We start from the raw sequence: 15,856 nt of genomic DNA, 5'->3' as shown, positions 1-15,856 counted from the left end.
CATCAAAGCGCATGTCATTCACCCGCCAGAAGCGGATCGCCGATCAGGCCGGCGGCGAGAAACAGGCCGGTCTTCGTATCGCGAAGCGCGAAGGCGAAACGGGCGTCGGCGCTCACCCGCACCAGTTTCGGATCGATGCTGCGCTCGGTGACCACGGCCGTTGCCGCCGCCGCTTCCGTGCCATTCTCATCGACCTTGATCATCGTCTTCTGCAGAACGCGCGACAAGCTGATGTTTTCCGTGGTGAACCTGGGAAAAGCCGCATCGCTCGCCTTATCAGGCGAAAGGCCCATGGCATGGAGTGTCGGCATCAAATCACGCCCGTCATTGAGGGAAAAGCGGGGCAGGAAGATTTCCCCCTTGGCGGCTTCGAATTTCTCGCCCTGGAGCCAGGAGGCAAGGGTTTTGAGATCGGAACCGCCGACACCCTTTTCCGAGCGCGCCGCGATCACCACCATGCGGTAGGTTTCACCAGAATAGGCGAGGTCGACGGCTGCGAAACGATCGTCGACGCGGAATTTCTGGCCGTCGCCGGCAAGATGCATCATCGGCACCGAGACCGTCGAGCCGTCCGGCCGCCGAAACGGGGCGGCCGGGCTCTGAGCCTCGAAGGCGGTTTTCCAGCGCGCCTTGAAGGAGAGCGCGCCGAGGCTGATGAAGCCGCCGCCGGGCGGCGTTTCCAGGATCGCCGGAATGGCGTCGCGCGTCGCCTGCCTGACCCAGCCGTTGATGTGCTCGACGGATTGGGGCTGATCGAGATCCTCGATCGACGGCTTGATACGGTGACCGGCCAGCATGGGGAGGGCATCGGGGAGGAGCGCCAGCTTGTCGTCGAAGACGATCGCAACACCTGAGGCCAGCGGCGCATCCGCCGCCGGCGGCGTCTTCGGGTTCATCTCGTCGAGCACCTTCTCCGGCCCCTTGACCGCATCGCCGAAACCCAGCCCCCGTGCGATGGCCGCCTTGCCCGCATCCGAGGCGCCGAGGCTCGCGAGACCCAGCGCGGCGGCAAGGCTTGCCGGCGACACCATGATGTTGGCCGCCCCCTCTTTCGCCAGCGTGCGGTCGATCAGGTCGACGGCAAGCCCGGCCTGGGCGGCAAGGACCGCCCTGGTGTCGGTGGCATCGCCCGCATGGGCGGGCGCCAGCGCCATCAGGGAAGCGGAAAGGCCCGCCAGCAGAATGGATCTCGACATCATTCGCCTCCCTTTCAGCGGATGCGATAGAATTTGGAATCGAACGACCATTTGCCCTGGACGCCGGTCTCGTCGTCGCCGACGATCCTGAGGCTGCGGGCGAGGTCGTAGACATAGTTGAAGGCGGCGCGCTGGCCGACGAGCGGTGTCGGCACGTCAGGCAGGTCGAGCACTTCGATCGGCTTGTCGCTGAGAATGGCGACGACCATGCCGACGCCGGCCGGCCCCTCCACCACATATTCGAAACCGATATAGGGATTGCGGGCATCCGGCACGACCACCGGCCGGGCCGGATCGAGCCGGTTGTCGCCGCCCTTGGCCGTCGGTTTCAGGCCCATCGAGCGCTTGTTGGGATAGAGCTGCGTCAGCTTGCCGGCGGCGTCGATATCGACGAGGATCAGATAGCCTGATTTCTTGGTGGAGACGCGCATCGCCACCTTGTCGCCGATGCTGACCGAGGTGCCGGGCAGCACGTCGACGGCAACGCCCGCCTCATTGTCGGTCTTCAGCGTGTTTTCGACGGCGGCGACCGGCGTCTTTGCCTCCTCGCCGGTGATGACATCGCGGCCGAGCGCGTCCGGCAGGCCGTAGAATTGCGGCACCGGCGTGAAGCGGCAGTCCTCGGAATGGGCCCGGCAATATTCGTCCGATTTGCGCCTGACATAATCAAGCAGGGCGGCGTTGCTGACGTCAGGCTTGTCGGAAGCGCGCGCCACCCCTTCCTGCACGCCTTCGATGAAGCGGCGGGTGAAGACGCCGAGCGGCGGTTTGGCCTCGGTATCGACCAGCGCCCATTGCCCGGCATTGACCGCCGACCAGACCATCGCCGTTTCGCCGCCGAAGGAGAATTTCGCCTCCTTGCCGGAGCGGTTCGGCGGCTGCAGCGACGCCAGAGCGGGCCCGAGGCAGCGCACCGTGCCGCCGGCGGGCGCGGCCACCGCGCTGCGGCTGCCGGGGCCGACATGGCAGGCATCGATCAGCAGCGTGACGCGGCGGTCCCTGAGGCTGTTCAGCCGGGCGGCGATTTCGGTCTCGCGGATCTGATTGGTGACGGTCACCTTGGCCCCCTCGCGCACCAGCTTGGCATCGGCGGCGACCAGCGTCGGGCTCGTCGTCGCCTCGGCGCCCATTTCCTCGGAGCCCTGGCCGCTGAAATAGAGGAAGACGCGGCTGCCGGCCTCAGACTGACGCACCAGCCAGTCGTCGATTTCGGCAAGGATCGCAGCGCGGGTGGCCTTGCGATTGGTGAGCGTGTGGATCTGTTCCGGACGGTAGCCGACCGTCTTGACGAGGAAGAGCTGCATCGCCTTCACATCGTCGACCGAGCCGGTCAGCTTCGCCTCGCGCATCTCATAGTCGTCGATGCCGATCAGAAGCGCGCGGTCGCCGGGAGAACGCACAGCCATGGGCAGCTCGGCGGCCGGCGCCTGAACCTCGGGCTGGCTGCCTTCGGGCGAAGGCGATGCTGGAGTCTCCGTCGTTTCCGCAGGCGCGGTCGTGCTGCCGGGCGGCGTCGTAATTGCAAGGTTGGCCTCGAGCTGTGCAGCCGGCGTCTGCTTCTGCTTGGTGCCGGCCGTCGTCTCGCTTGCAGCAGGCCGGCGCTTGGTGTCGATTGCCGCCACCTGATCCTCGGCGGCAGCAGCCGAAGTGTCGGGCGCGTTCGGCACGTCACCGTCCGTCCTGGCGGCGATCCAGTCGCGGAAGGCGGCGACGCGGGTATAGACCCCGTAATGTTCGGCCTCGGCGCAGCCGGCGCCCCAGCTGACGATGCCGAGCTGGATCCAGCGCTTGTCGGGGCGCTGCGCGACCAGCGGCCCGCCGCTGTCGCCCTGGCAGGCATCCTTGCCGCCCTCGGCATAACCGGCGCAGACATTGCGCTCGTCAATCGGGTTCATGCGCATAGAGCTCTCGCGATAGGCGGCGCGGCAATCCTCGCGCGAGACGAGCGGCAGCTCGACCTCCTGCAGTTCGGTCGGCAGGTATTTGTCATCCCAGCCGTGATCGGCCTTGGTGTAACCCCAGCCGGTGACGACGGCGGTGTGGCCGGGGCTTTCCACGGCCTCGTCCGCGGCGGAGGCGAGGATTGCCGGCTTCGAGACGGCAGGTTCGGCAAGCTTGATGAGGGCGATGTCGTTGGCGAAGACCTTGCGGTCGAAATCCTCGTGAATGATCACGTCCTCGACGGACAGCCCCGGCTTATCAGGGCCGTCAACCGAGATCACCTTGTCGATCTTCTGCTTTCCCTCGACGATCAGGAGGTCGCGGGCGAAGAGATCCTGCTTGCCGGAACGGCCGCTGGTGACGCAATGGGCGGCGGTCAGGATCCAGCGCGGCGAAATCAGCGAGCCGCCGCAATGGCCGCCGAAGCGGCCGCGCTGCTCGGGATCGGGCGCCAGGATCTTCACCTGCCAGGGCCATTCGCCCTTCTTCGCCGCCTGGCCGCCGATCACCCGCCCGCCATCCTCACCGGCAAAATCGGTATCCTGCTGCGCAAACGTCGGCGCGGCCAGCAGCAGAAGGACGGCCGCAATGTTGAAGACCTTGCTGATCGACGTGCTCATAGCCTGGCTCCGGCGGAGGTATAGAGGACCGTAAATCCGACGCGCGCGCCCTCGGGCAGAAGCTCGCCGAGCTGTCTGGCGATGTTGCCGGCGGTGCGGCGCCGGTCGTTCTGTTTCAGGAATTCTACCAGACCAGGCATCGCCTGATCGGAGGTGACCGCGACGAGCAGGTCCGTGCCGAAGGGAGCGACGACGGAAAGATCGAGATCGAAGGTCGCAGACATCTCGGCATCGGCTTCCCTGTCGCCGGGATAGAGAAACTGCACCGTGCCATCGCCGGTGACGTCGAACAGCACGAGCTTGCGCCCGGCAAGCTCGGACACCGTGACGCCGACGCGCTCGCCGTCGCGATGAACCTTGTCGGATGGTGTCACCCGCACGGTTTGCGGGTTGATCTCCGACAGCCGCTTCAGCGTGTCGAGCGCGGCCATCCGGTCGACGACGAAGGGCATGTCGCCGGCGCCGACTTCGGAGGCGACGACATCGCCGCCGGCGATCGCCTCGCGCTTTTGCGGATCGAAGACGAGTTCGGCATTGGCATCGTCCGTCAGCTTGAACGGCGTGACGGCGGGAGCGACAGCCTCCAGCACCGGCTCCGAACCGAGGGCGGCAAGGGTGATCGGGGCGGGTTCGGGCGGCGGGGGCGGCACATTCGATTTCTGCCCTTCCGCCGGGCCGGCTTTGTCATAGGCATAGACGACGGCGCGGTCGAGATCCGCCCCGGGCGGGCTTTGCGTGAAGATGTTCTGCCGCTGGTCGGTGAACTGATAGACCGACTGGCGCACATATTCGAACAGCTCGCGGCGGGTCACAGTGCCGTCGCCGTTGCGGTCGGCCGCCCCTTCGAAGGCGCGGGCGGTGGCATAACTCAGCGCCCCGCGCTTCTGAGCTATGCCGGGAATCGATATTTCCGGCGATTTGGTATGGTCGTCGACGGCGGCAAGAAAGGTCAACCGCTTGTAATCGAAGCCGGTGGAGAGGGCATCGGCCGTGGTCGAAATCGGCGCCAGGTCATCCTCCTCGATCGTATAGGACGGCGCCTGGCGCCAGGTGATCTCGGCGCCGCGCGGGTCGACATCGCGAGTGAGGCCGCCGGCATGGCAGGTGTCGGCGATAAACAGGACCTCGGCGCCTTTTTCCTCCAGCTTGTGGATCAGCACCTTGAATTCGTCGCCGAAGATGCGCTCGCGCGATCCCGGCAGCCTCGTATCGAAGCCGGCCAGCACATAGACCTCGTCGCGGCCGCTGGGTTTCGAGCCCTTGACGCGCTCCGGCTCGCTCGATCCGTGGCCGGCGATGCCGAGCACGACGAGATCGCCCTCGCCTGCCCTTTGCGTGACGGCGCCGATCGCATCGAAGATGCCCTGGCGGTCGGCCGCGCCGTTCTTCAAGAGCGTCATGTCCTCGACCCCGAGCGAGCGCAGCGACAGGGAAAGATCCTCGGCATCGGCGACGGCGCCGTGCAGCGGCGGGACATTGCGATAGAGATCGATGCCGATCAGAACGGCTCTGACCGTGCCGCGCTCGGGAGCTTCGATCGTCCTGGCGAGGCTGTTCGTGCCCGCCAGAACAAGAAGGGCGAGTGCGGCGGCCATGGGAGCGAATGTGGACATGGCCGGTTCCCCCTCGCCCCTCTATTCGCGGCGCCATTCGACGCGGCGGTTGAGCGCGTCGATATCGTCTTCGGTGAGGTTGGCGGTGGCGGTCACGTCAACCGGTTCGGAGGCGCCGCGGCCTTCCGCGTCGATCGTGGCGTCGATGCCGTTTTTCTTCAGGAAATCGGCAACGGCCTGGGCGCGGCGCTCGGAGAGCCTCTTATTGTAATCGTCGCCGCCTTTGCGATCGGTATGGCCGATCAGGATGACGCGGCCGGGCTTCTGCTCCTTCAGCGCTTGCAGCAATTCCTGGGCAGCCTCGGTGCCAATCGAGGTGAAGGTCGACTTGTCGAAATCGAAGGTGATCGGCACCGGGATGGAGACCGGCACGATGCCGCGCACATTTTCTGAATAGATGCCGCCGAGCACGCCGCTGCGGTGATCCTTCTCGGCCGGCACGAAACTGCCCTGCGGGTTGTCGCTGGTGGGATTGGCGGCCAGAATGCGGGCCTGGGCGGCGCGCTGGATGAGATCGGAGATGGTCTCGGCCGGCGGCGCCTTCGGCGTGCGGGTCTCGTTCTTGATGATCTCGATCGCCTGCTGGTAATCGGCGGCGGCATCGGCGAAGCGGCGGGCGGAGAAATAGATCTCGCCGAGCGTGGCGGAGGCCTGCCAGAGCACCTGCGGGCTGTCGGCGGCGACGAGCAGCGGTTCATACTCGGCGACCGGCTTGTCGGCGGCCATCATTTCCTGAGCGGCGGCGAGCCTCAGGGCTGCGACGCGGCGTTGGGCGTTGATCTGGAACTGTCCGCATTCGGCGCTGACGGCAATGGCATCGGCCTCGGAGGCGGCAGCCGTGATATCCTTGGCGGCAACGGCGGTGTTCAGCTTGTCGAGCAGGGCGTTGCAGGCCGGGCTATCGGCATTGGCGACCTCGATCTCCTCGCCGGACTGGCCGGGTTCGGCCGACCGGCCAAAGCTCATCGGCGGCATCTTGATGCTGAAACCGCCGGGAAGCTTGAATTGCGGCATCTTGATCTGCGGCATCGGCAGTTTCGGCATCTTGGTCTGGGCAGACTGGGACGGCTGCTGATATTGGCTCGGTTGTTTATATTGGCTGGGCCGGGTGGAGGCGGTGGTGTCGGCGGGTCCGATCAGCTGCAGCTCATCGGCGGCAAGCTGCTGGCCGGGCGCCAGGTTGGTGACGATCTTGTATTTCTTCGGCGGCTGCGTCACGGCCTGTTCGACCGGTTTGGGCGCGGGCTTCGGCTTTTCGATCGCCTCGGGCTTCTTGGCGACTTCAGGTTTGACGACCGGTTTCGGCTTCGGGGCAGCCGGCGGTTTCGGCGCAACCGGCGGCTTTGCCGCCTGCTCGACCGGCGCGGGTTTTGCGGCGGGAACGGCGGCGACGGGCGGAACGACGGAAGGCGGCAGGGCGGCCGTGCTGTCGACAGTGGTCAGCGTCAGCGTCTTGCTGCTGATCTTGGTGCCGAGGCTGCGGGCTTCTTCGAGGCTGCGGGAGACGGCCTCCATGCCGCCATCGATGGAGCGGAACATGCCGCTGCCGCTGCCGCCGAGATCGGCGAAGATGGTCAGCGGCTTGGAGGAATAGAAGACCTTGATCTGCTCCTGCCCGACCGGACCCGAAACCTGCAGCCTGGCGCCGCTTGCCGGATCCGGCACCTGCACGCGCTTGCCGGCGGCAACGAGGGCATCGGTCTGGTATTTGTTCGGGAAGAGCTTGGTGACGGAGCCGTTCGGCGAAACGTTCAGCACCGTGACATAGGCGTTCTCGCTCGACTGGATGAAGAGGCCGACGACTTCGCCGACGGCATATCTCGCCTCGGCGCGATCGAAGGTGATGCTGACAGGCCCGCTCTGAGCCGGCGCTTCCGTCAGCGTGCGTTCGTTCTGCGCCCCGACCTCGGGGATCGGCGACAAAAGCGAAAGACATGTGGCTGCGGCCAGGATGGCTTTGCGGCTGAGCATCGGAACCTCCCCCTTCGAAACAATCTCACACTGTGCTGAAGATGAGAATAGCACCGACCGGTGAAATTGGGATGGCTTTGGCTGTCTTGCTTGAGGGAGGGTTACAAATTATTTGGAGCCGGAAAGATTGCGCGAAGGCAGAGGCGCGGCAAAACCCACGGCCGGCAATATCCGCCGTCCGTTTATAGTCGGACTGGATTGGAGAAAGACGGTTAGTTCTTCGGCTTCTGGCCGGCGGATTTCAGAATCGAGATCAGGTCGCTCATTCCCTCCGGCGAGGAATTGTAGAGCCAGAGAATATCCGGATTGTCCGATGTGAATTCCTTGCCGGAGCCCGAGCCCATGTCGCGGCCGGGCGAGGTCGTCTCCGGCAGCTTGCCCTGGCCCGGCGTCAGCCCCTCGGCGCGTTCATGGTCGGCGATAACAGCAACGGCGGCGGCAAAAGCCTTTTCATCGTGCCGGCGCAGCGCCGCAAGCGCGGGGTTTCGCGCCGCCAGCGCATCCTCGACCGATCCGGCATAGCCGATTCCGGCCATCCCAAGCGAAAGCAGCAGGCCGATCGACAAGCTTATGAGCCGGGATTTTTTCATCGTCATCACATCCGTCCAAGGGCGCCATCGCGCGACCAGAGCAGTTCCGTTTTCATCGAGTCACGGAATTGCTCTATCTCTATGTTTTCGCGCAATTCCGAACGCAAAACCGCTGCACACTTTTGCTGGAATTGCTCTGGATCGACAATAGGGAGAGGCCGGATGGAAGGCAACGGCGCTCGGCGCCAATCGATTGGGAGGGGTGAAATCGGCTGGAGAGAGCTCAGAGGATCTTCAGCTGCTGCAGGCTGAGGCGGAGATTGCGCAGCATCTCGCCGAAGATTTCCTCGATCCTGCCGGTCGACCAGACCACCATCGTGCCATAGGGCGAGCGCCTGCGCTGCATGAAGCCGGCTGTCTCGAAATCGATCAGCGTCTTGCGGCAGGTCTCGCTCGACATGACGGCGACCAGGAAACGGGCGAGATTGGACTGATCGATGGCGCCTGATTTTTCAGCCCAGTTCTGGATCAGCCGCGGCTTGGTGTCGGCGGTGAACATCGAAGCGAGCGCCCGCTCCTGCGAAAGCCCGAGGCGTTGCAGCTTCGCCGGATCGCGGGTGAGCGACACCACGTAATCATTGTGCAGATCGGCGAAGCGCTCGACATCTTCAGCCGTGTTGATGCCGAACACCTTCATCGAATAAAGAAACTCGGCCATCAGATAGGTCGGCTCGGAGCGCAACTGCGCCAGATGTTTTTCGTCCTTGCTGGCCGAGGCGGCGCAGACCCGATCGGAAAAGCCGATCCTTGCCGCGCGCACCTGCTCCAGCAGGCTGACGTCGAGCGCCACTTCGTCACCGTTCCAGTCCAGCATCGGCTTCCCTGCCAGTAAAACTCCAAGACGATGAAGTTGTACTATTGTCGACGCCGATCTCCAAATCGTTTGGAAAGCAACGCCTTGCTGACGAGCCGCTTCTATCCTAACATTTTAAGGACTTGGGGCATGATGCCGAAAGTTGTGAACGGTTTTCGGGCGACATCATTCTCTCACTCTTTAATTGTGAACAGGCTTCAGACCGAGGCCCCCAGGGCCAAGATGATCCTGTTCCGGGGTTCACGGCAATGCGCAGTTTCAGCTCGCATATTCTGATGGCCGCGGCGATCGCAATCGCCTGGCCTGTGCTCGCAAAAGATACGGTGATGATCGAGCTTCCGAGCGGCGACGGCGCCCGTTCGGTCGGCATCATCTCCGCCAATGAGGAGGTCGAGGCATCCGGACCGGCGGCGATCACCGTCGGCGATGACGGCACCGTCTACATCCTCGACCAGAATAACGGCCGCGTGCTCGCCGTTGACGGCGAACGCTCGCAGGCCGATCCGGAGATCCTGCCGCTGCCCGAAAATGCGGCGCCGGAGGATCTCGCCGTTGTTCATAACGAACTCTACCTCTGGTCTGACGGCATCGTGCCGCTCGAGCGCTCCCCCGGCGCCGATGGCCGCTCGCAGACCCTGCGCGCCATCGACGGCGGCGATGCCGACGACTACACCCGCTCGGTCTTCGCCTCGATGGGCTCGGTGCCGCCCGGTCCGCTGAACAGCATCATCGACGAGATCGGCCGCAGCAGCCGGCCGCAAGCCCGCCCGCCGGTTGTTCAATACGTGCCGAGCCGCGGCCTCGGCGATATCGTTGCAGAAGTTTCGGCGGCAAACGACAAGGCGGAAATCCTGCTGCGGCGCGCGAGCTCGGAGGAGAATTTCCTCTCGCTTCAGCTCACCGGGGAAAACCGCATCGGCACCGTCGAACTGCTCGACATCGACACGACGGGCAGGCCCTATGCGCTGGTCGAACTCGTGCCCGCCGAGCGGCCGGAACGGACCGGCATGCTGGTGGTGCGCTTCACGCCGAACGGCGTGCTGGAGCGCGTCTACGACCTGCCGATCGAACCCGGCACGGTCTTCTCCAGGCGCTTCGTGGCGATCGGCCCGCGCGGCGACGTGCTTTTCCTTCGCTCTGGGGAGAGCCGGGCGCAGGTGCTGAAACTCGAGGGGCGCGAACCCGGCCGCAAGCTCGCCGTCGCCAGGCCGGCAAAGCCATCGATGGCGGCCAAGCCCGGAAAGGGGCCGAAGGTCGCCATCCTGCCGAAATCGCGCGGCGACGTCATCGAGCGGGCGATCGGCTTCGAGACGCTGAACTGGCTGGTGACGCCGGCGGCCTACGGCAAGGATCCGGGGCCGGCTTGCGACAACATGAACCGGCTGCGCCGGCCGTTCTACCTGTTCGGCAAACGCGGCCAGACGGTGAAGGGCGTGCCCTATTGCTGGGGCTGCAAGACGCCGCTCGAGGATTTCACCGAGGGTGTCGTCGACGGCCAGACGGCCGGCAATGTCTGCACCAAGAGCGCGCCGCAAACCAATATTCTCGGCGTCGACTGCTCCGGCTTCGTCAGCGAAGCCTGGGGGCTGAAGATGCATGTCTCGACCCGGGCGATCCCGAGCATTACCAGACGGCTTGCCGACCCCTGGTCGCTGCAGCCGGGCGACGCGCTGAACCGCCCGGGTTCGCATGTGATGCTGTTCATGCGCTTCACCGACGACCGCAAGGTGGAGGTGATGGAGGCAACGCCCAATGCCTGCAAGGGCCGCGTCTGCCGCAACACCTATTCACTCGGAATCCTGCTGCTGCGCGGCTATCAGCCGGTGCGCTTCAAGGGGCTGGATGGCTGAACGCGGGAGCGTCACTGGCCGCACGTTATTGTTTGATGGGGCGGACTTCCTTCCTGACGCGGGTGTCCGCGCCGTGATTTGCCTCTTCCGTCACTCCGTTCTCCGTCATCCCAGACCTTGAGCCGAGCATCCATACCGGACTCACCGGCAGCCGTGGCATGGGTCCTCGGCTCAAGGCCCGGGATGACGGAGATTAGGGATGCGTTCCGGTCGAATTCGCCTGGTCAAAGTCTTTGCGCGACTTTCAAACACGCGGCGCGGTCGGCGCCAGACGCCGCTTCGCCATCGCCAGAAGACCGTGCGCTGCGACGCGCTCGGCATAGTCCCGATAGGCTGGATCCAGGCTCAGCATGCGTTCTTCGGCGCGGGCGCGCATGATGTAGATGAGAGTGACGATCGCCAGCATGCCGGCCCGGGCAAGTCCTTCCGCAAACCCGCTTGCGATAAAGCTCGGGGCCGCAAACAGCCACCAGGCGATGTTCTTTGAGACATAGGCCGGATGTTTGATGAAGCGGTAGGGGCCTGAGGTGATGATGCCGCGATGGGTGAGGTTGGAGAAACGCGGCCCGAAGGCGATGGTCGCCCAGACATAGATCAGGGCGCAGAACAGCATCGCGGCACTCCAGAGGATGAAGACTGTCGACCCCTCCCGGATGACGCTCTCCCAGCCCGGCCCGTCGCCATAAGGCACGAAGGCCTGCGAGATCGCAGGAAAGAACGGCTCGTAACAGATGAGGCAGACGAGCCAGCCGAGTGCCGTCGTCTCCGTCGCCCTGACATGCCAGCCGAAAAGCTTAAGGGTGGCGATGTAGCCGCCGGCTGCAAGGATGACATCGAGGAGAAAGACAAGCCGCGTCCAGCCTTCGAACCAGGCCGCTGACAGTGGAGGAAAGGCCCAGGCCGGCTTGTCGGCCAGATCGGAAAGAGCGGCCATGCCGCTTGAAAACATCAGCACGAGAAAGAAGCATTTGATCGCGAGCAGGCGCAATGCGAAGAGCACGTCCTCTTCGCGAAAATCCTGCATCAGCACCGCCCGTCCGGCCTGATGGAGATAATCATCGGGCTGCTTGGCGATCAGATCGGTGACCGCGACGTAGAGAATTGTGGCAATCGCCAGCACGATGGAAAGGGGAATGGTCGTATGGCTGGCTTCGACAACCCATTGGACCGCCGACGACTGCGTGAAAAACGGAAAGACCGCACAGGCAATGACGACCGCGCCGAGGAGCGCGGCGAGGCCGACGAGCTTGGTTCCGATGCGCCGCCAGAAGATGGCAGGAGCCTCGTTGCGTCTTTCCCGTGATGCCCAGGCTTGACGCGCGGCCGGTATGCCTTCGACAAGCATCCACGCCAGGAGAAGGCAGATGACGGCAAGCGCCATCGCCATGCCGGGCTCAAGCTGCAGATAGTCCGACAGCGCGATGCCGACGAGAACGCCGGCAAGGGTCGCAGCCTGACTGACGAGAGGGCTGCCGGCCACGATATCCCTGTCCTGCGATATCGGCACGCGCTCAGCTTTCTCGATCAGATTGCCGGCTGGACGGAGACCGGAGAGCCTATCCGTGCCGCCCGCGCCGCAAGCGCCATTGCTGCTGCAGCCGTCAGGGACGGCATATCCTCCGGCAGCGAGATCATCGCAATATCGAGCTTGTCGTAGTCGACCATGTAGTAGCCCGACCTTGTCGCGATGACAGCTTCAGGCCGGATCGCCAATAGATCCTGCGCCATCGTGCCGACGAAGAGCGGGCCGCCCCAGATGTAGCGGAAGGCATAGATCGGGATGCCCTCAGCCGAGGTGCCGAGCCGACGGATATCGGTCTTCAGGCGGCGGTCGGACCAGGAAGGGCTACCGGAAGAGCTCGATGAACTGCTCGAGCTGGACGAACTGGAAGAGCTGCTGGAACTGGAGCCGCCGCCCATGCCGCCACCGCCAGAGCTGGAATTGCCGCCGGAACTATTCTCAGAGCGGGCGAAAGCCGATTGACTGGTATTTGCGACCACTCTTTTCTTCGCGGCGGGCGTGGTTTGCTTCGCAGGGGTGACGGCTCTCGCCGGCTCTTCACTGGCAAACAGCGTCTTGGCGCCAGGATCGAAGATACAGCTCTGCAGGATTGCGCCTGAACCGGCGAGGAAAGTCGAGCAAAGCAGAACACGAATGATGAGCTTTCTGGTCATGTGGGGCGCCCCCGGATCGCCGTTTTAGAAGAGATCGTACCTCGGATTTCGCTTGACCCATGTCGCCTTGGCGAGCTGAACGAGCCTGTCATCGAGCGACTTGGTTTTCGGAAGCGCCTTTTTCTCCTGAGCGGTCAGCTCGGCGGCAAGGGTCTCTTCCGCTTTCTTCTTTGCATCATTGGGCAAGGTCTTGAGTGCCGCCTTTGCCTGGTTCTTCGGATCGCCGCTGCCCGGCATGTTGATGGCTGTGGCCAGCGCGAAATAACGCGCCGCAGTTTCAAGGCTGTCGTCGGTACCGTCTTCCCTGGCCAGTATCGCGCGGTCGAGCGCGCCCCAATAGTCGCCGCGTTCGGCGCCCATCTCCAGCCACTTCACCGCTTCGGTCTTGTCCGCGGCAACGCCGACGCCGTCCCGGTACATGCGCCCGAGATTGGTCGGAGCATAGGGCTGGCCGCCCTCCGACGCCCGGGTGAAAAGCTCGAGCGCTTTCGGCAGATCTTCCGGGGCGCCTTTTCCGAAACGGTAGACCAGCGCAAGATTGTTCAGCGAATAGATGTCGTTGCGCTGGACACCGGCCTCGTAGAAGCGGATGCCGCGCTCCGGATCGGCCGGAACGTTGACGCCGTTCAGGAAGATATAGCCGAGTTCATTCATTGCATAGGTATGGCCGAGATCGGCGGCCTGCAGCATCAGGCGCAAGCCAAGCTGCTGATCGGCCTTGGTGCCGCGGCCGTAGTAGAGCGCCTTGCCGTAGCTGTGCAGGGCAAAGGGATCGCCCTTGGCCGCTCCGTCCTTGGCGATCTGGCTTGCCTTGGCGGCGTCGCGCGGCACGGAGGCACCGAACTCGTAAAGGCTCGACAGTTCGTAGATCGCCCGGATATGCCCGGCATCCATCGCCTTTTTGATCGTCCCGAAGGCCGTCTTGGTGTCGCGGTTGGCAAGCTGGGCGCGGCCGAGCTGGTAGACGAAGCGCGCCACCTGAGGATAGGTCTTTATTGCGTCCGTGCAGGCTGGCACCGCGATGGCTGGATCGATTTCATTCGGCAGCTTGCCGGCGGTGACGCCCTGCAGGTCGAGCGGTGCGGCGGCGGCGGTATCGCAGGCGTCAAGCGTCGGCTTGAAGGTGACGGTGGCGGGCGGCAGGTCGTCGTTGGCGGCTTGCAGCGTCAGGGCGAAAGGCTGGTTTTCGGTGCCGATCTGCGGCTCGTAGGATAGCGCCGGAATATCGGCTGCCTCAAGCACGTGGCCGGGCCCGATCACCCGGTCGCCGGCCCGCAGCGTGCCCTTGTCGGGGAGGGCGGCGACCTTGAAGGTCATGTCCGCGGCCGATACCGGTACTTCAGGCAGACGGGCTTCGATGGGACCGACGCCGATCGTCGCATCGACGTCGCGCGGCAGCGCCTTCAGATAGGCGCCGGCATCGGCAAGCCGCGCTTGCTTTTCCTGTTCGAGCTGGGCGAGCTTGGCGCCGGCATCGGCCGAGACGGTGATGGCGACGACGCCCTGCGTCGCCTGGCCATAGGGATCGCTGACCGTATAGCCGATCAGGCCGATCGTTCCGGCGGCAACGCCCGATGAATCATAGCTCAGCGCCGTCAGCGCCGCGGCCGGCAGCTTGGCGCCCTGGTCCACCGGCTTGCCGTCGAAACTGAGCTTGCCGGTCTGGGGCAGCTGGTTGAGCGTGACGAGCAGCGCCGCGCCGGTTTCGTCATGCGGCGGAGCGATCGGCAGCGGGGTCGCGGAGGCGCCTTCCGGTACGCTCACCTGCTGCATCGGCTCGACGCTCGGCGGCGGTGGGGCGGGGATGAAATAGAAGCTGTCCATCAGCGAGGAGTTTTCCCACGGGACCTGCTTGCCATTGGTCATGGCGATCACATCGCGGCGCACATCGGTCAGGACCTGGCGGATTTCCTTGTTCGGCTCGCTGGCGCGCTTGATGAAGGATTCGGAATAGGGGCTGAGCGCCCCCTCGCCATCGAGCGCCACCTGGCCCGGCTCCGTCGAGAAGGCGATCAGGCTGCCGAGATCGCTGTCGATGCGCGCCAGCCCGCGCGTCGCGCCGACCGGCTCCAGCTTTTCCGCCATCCAGAATTTCTGCGCATTGAACGGGTTGTTGCGGCAGGCATCGAGGAAGATCAGCTGCACGCGCGAATTCTGCTTGAGATGGTTCAGGATCAGGTCGAGCGGCATGGTCTGCGTCTCGACGTCATAGGGCGTTTCCAGCGTCGCATCGACCGGCACGAGGAAATTCTGTCCGCCGACCTGGATGCCGTGGCCGGAATAATAGATGAGACCGGCCTCGGCATTGTTCGCCGAGCGCAGGAAGCTGCGCACCGTATTCTCAAGTCCGATGCGGTCGACATTGATGCCGATCGTCACGTCGAAGCCGGCCCTGCGCAGCGTGTTTGCGACTTCCTGGACGTCGTTTGCAGGATTGGGCAATGAGGGCAGCGTCTTATAAACGGAGTTGCCGACGATCAAGGCAACCCGCCGGCCATCCTGTTCAGCGGATGCGGCGGCAGCGGGCTGGTCAAGCCCGAGAAAGACCAATGCCGTCAGGAAGATCAGCAATATAGCCGCAAGGCGGTTCTTTCCGTGAAACTCGGGCATAGCTCCACCGCAGACAGTACTGGTTGGACGATTTATTGACCGACCAAATAAAAGTATTCCTGCGACTGTAAAAAAGCAAGTTTGGTTACTTCCAAGGCAATTGGAGGGCTTCCAAAAAATGTGTCGGTGCCGGCGCACCGGATGTGCCGGTCGATCGAAAGGACGAGGTCGATTGGATGGCCGCGCCGATCGCTGCTCAAAAATTTAGCAAATGCCGCAAAGTGTACACAGTAACAGGCAACCAAGGAACGGGCGCTAGAAAAATCAAAGATTTATAAGCTGGCACACCTCTTGCAAAGAATGTGCTGAGTTGGTGGCTAGGGTTCCGGCACTTTTCTGAAGCGCGACTGGTCCGAGAGCCACCACCGGCGGAGGAGAAATCCCGCCGGGTGCACGGCGGGACAAAAGCCCGGGAGACCTCGTAAGCCAAGGGATTGGTGGCACGATGGTCTTTGCCGATCCCTTTTGAAGAAAAG

Annotated in this window: 10 protein-coding genes and 1 riboswitch; of the genes, 1 reads left to right on the top strand and 9 read right to left on the bottom strand. The window is 64.1% G+C overall.

The features are described 5' to 3' along the window. Positions 1-14: 14 nt before the first annotated feature. The 6 genes from HJC04_RS04265 to HJC04_RS04240 form a co-directional block, all read right to left on the bottom strand. A complete protein-coding gene (locus HJC04_RS04265) occupies positions 15-1,196 on the bottom strand; it encodes a serpin family protein (RefSeq protein ID WP_210632614.1) in 1,182 nt (393 codons plus the stop codon). Positions 1,197-1,210: 14 nt separating this feature from the next. Beyond that, on the bottom strand, positions 1,211-3,757 hold the full coding sequence (locus HJC04_RS04260; RefSeq protein WP_221144927.1) for a trypsin-like serine protease: 2,547 nt from the start codon (positions 3,755-3,757) through the stop codon (positions 1,211-1,213). Continuing rightward, positions 3,754-5,370: a caspase family protein gene (locus HJC04_RS04255; RefSeq protein WP_210632612.1), complete on the bottom strand. Its 1,617-nt coding sequence runs from the start codon at positions 5,368-5,370 to the stop codon at positions 3,754-3,756. The genes HJC04_RS04260 and HJC04_RS04255 overlap by 4 nt, the downstream gene beginning before the upstream one ends. Before the next feature lie 21 nt (positions 5,371-5,391). After that, entirely contained in the window at positions 5,392-7,341 is a 1,950-nt protein-coding gene (locus tag HJC04_RS04250) for a DUF4384 domain-containing protein (RefSeq protein ID WP_221144926.1), read from the bottom strand. Between the two features lie 212 nt (positions 7,342-7,553). Next, entirely contained in the window at positions 7,554-7,931 is a 378-nt protein-coding gene (locus tag HJC04_RS04245; RefSeq protein WP_221145211.1) for a hypothetical protein, read from the bottom strand. Positions 7,932-8,154: 223 nt separating this feature from the next. Then, the gene (locus HJC04_RS04240) at positions 8,155-8,745 is read right to left on the bottom strand and encodes a hypothetical protein (protein WP_221144925.1); all 591 of its coding nucleotides are present in this window, start codon (positions 8,743-8,745) and stop codon (positions 8,155-8,157) included. Positions 8,746-8,993: 248 nt separating this feature from the next. On the opposite strand from HJC04_RS04240, the gene HJC04_RS04235 reads away from it, so the two are divergent. After that, positions 8,994-10,595 (top strand): hypothetical protein, encoded by a 1,602-nt coding sequence (locus HJC04_RS04235; protein WP_221144924.1) that lies wholly within the window; start codon positions 8,994-8,996, stop codon positions 10,593-10,595. Positions 10,596-10,839: 244 nt separating this feature from the next. On the opposite strand, the gene HJC04_RS04230 is transcribed toward HJC04_RS04235, so the two are convergent. From HJC04_RS04230 to HJC04_RS04220, 3 genes are read right to left on the bottom strand one after another with little or no spacing between them, the layout of a single operon-like run. Next, positions 10,840-12,102, bottom strand: a complete 1,263-nt coding sequence (locus HJC04_RS04230) for an isoprenylcysteine carboxylmethyltransferase family protein (protein WP_221124009.1) — start codon at positions 12,100-12,102, stop codon at positions 10,840-10,842. A 17-nt stretch (positions 12,103-12,119) separates the two neighbouring features. After that, positions 12,120-12,770 carry a tail fiber domain-containing protein gene (locus HJC04_RS04225; RefSeq protein WP_221123111.1) on the bottom strand — a complete coding sequence of 217 codons (651 nt, stop codon included), beginning with the start codon at positions 12,768-12,770 and terminating at the stop codon, positions 12,120-12,122. Between the two features lie 24 nt (positions 12,771-12,794). Then, entirely contained in the window at positions 12,795-15,380 is a 2,586-nt protein-coding gene (locus HJC04_RS04220) for a caspase family protein (RefSeq protein WP_221123110.1), read from the bottom strand. Positions 15,381-15,686: 306 nt separating this feature from the next. Continuing rightward, positions 15,687-15,798: riboswitch (guanidine-I (ykkC/yxkD leader) on the top strand. The last annotated feature ends 58 nt before the right edge of the window (positions 15,799-15,856 follow it).

The sequence above is a fragment of the Rhizobium sp. NLR8a genome, from assembly GCF_019685235.1.
GTDB lineage: Bacteria > Pseudomonadota > Alphaproteobacteria > Rhizobiales > Rhizobiaceae > Rhizobium.
The sequence above is the reverse complement of the archived record's forward strand: the minus strand, read 5'-3'. Positions and strand labels throughout refer to the sequence as shown.

Coding starts and splice junctions, on each gene's coding strand:
- HJC04_RS04265 (WP_210632614.1), bottom strand. CDS start 1,196: ATGTCGAGATCCATTCTGCTGGCGGGCCTTTCCGCTTCCCTGATGGCG.
- HJC04_RS04260 (WP_221144927.1), bottom strand. CDS start 3,757: ATGAGCACGTCGATCAGCAAGGTCTTCAACATTGCGGCCGTCCTTCTG.
- HJC04_RS04255 (WP_210632612.1), bottom strand. CDS start 5,370: ATGTCCACATTCGCTCCCATGGCCGCCGCACTCGCCCTTCTTGTTCTG.
- HJC04_RS04250 (WP_221144926.1), bottom strand. CDS start 7,341: ATGCTCAGCCGCAAAGCCATCCTGGCCGCAGCCACATGTCTTTCGCTT.
- HJC04_RS04245 (WP_221145211.1), bottom strand. CDS start 7,931: ATGAAAAAATCCCGGCTCATAAGCTTGTCGATCGGCCTGCTGCTTTCG.
- HJC04_RS04240 (WP_221144925.1), bottom strand. CDS start 8,745: ATGCTGGACTGGAACGGTGACGAAGTGGCGCTCGACGTCAGCCTGCTG.
- HJC04_RS04235 (WP_221144924.1), top strand. CDS start 8,994: ATGCGCAGTTTCAGCTCGCATATTCTGATGGCCGCGGCGATCGCAATC.
- HJC04_RS04225 (WP_221123111.1), bottom strand. CDS start 12,770: ATGACCAGAAAGCTCATCATTCGTGTTCTGCTTTGCTCGACTTTCCTC.
- HJC04_RS04220 (WP_221123110.1), bottom strand. CDS start 15,380: ATGCCCGAGTTTCACGGAAAGAACCGCCTTGCGGCTATATTGCTGATC.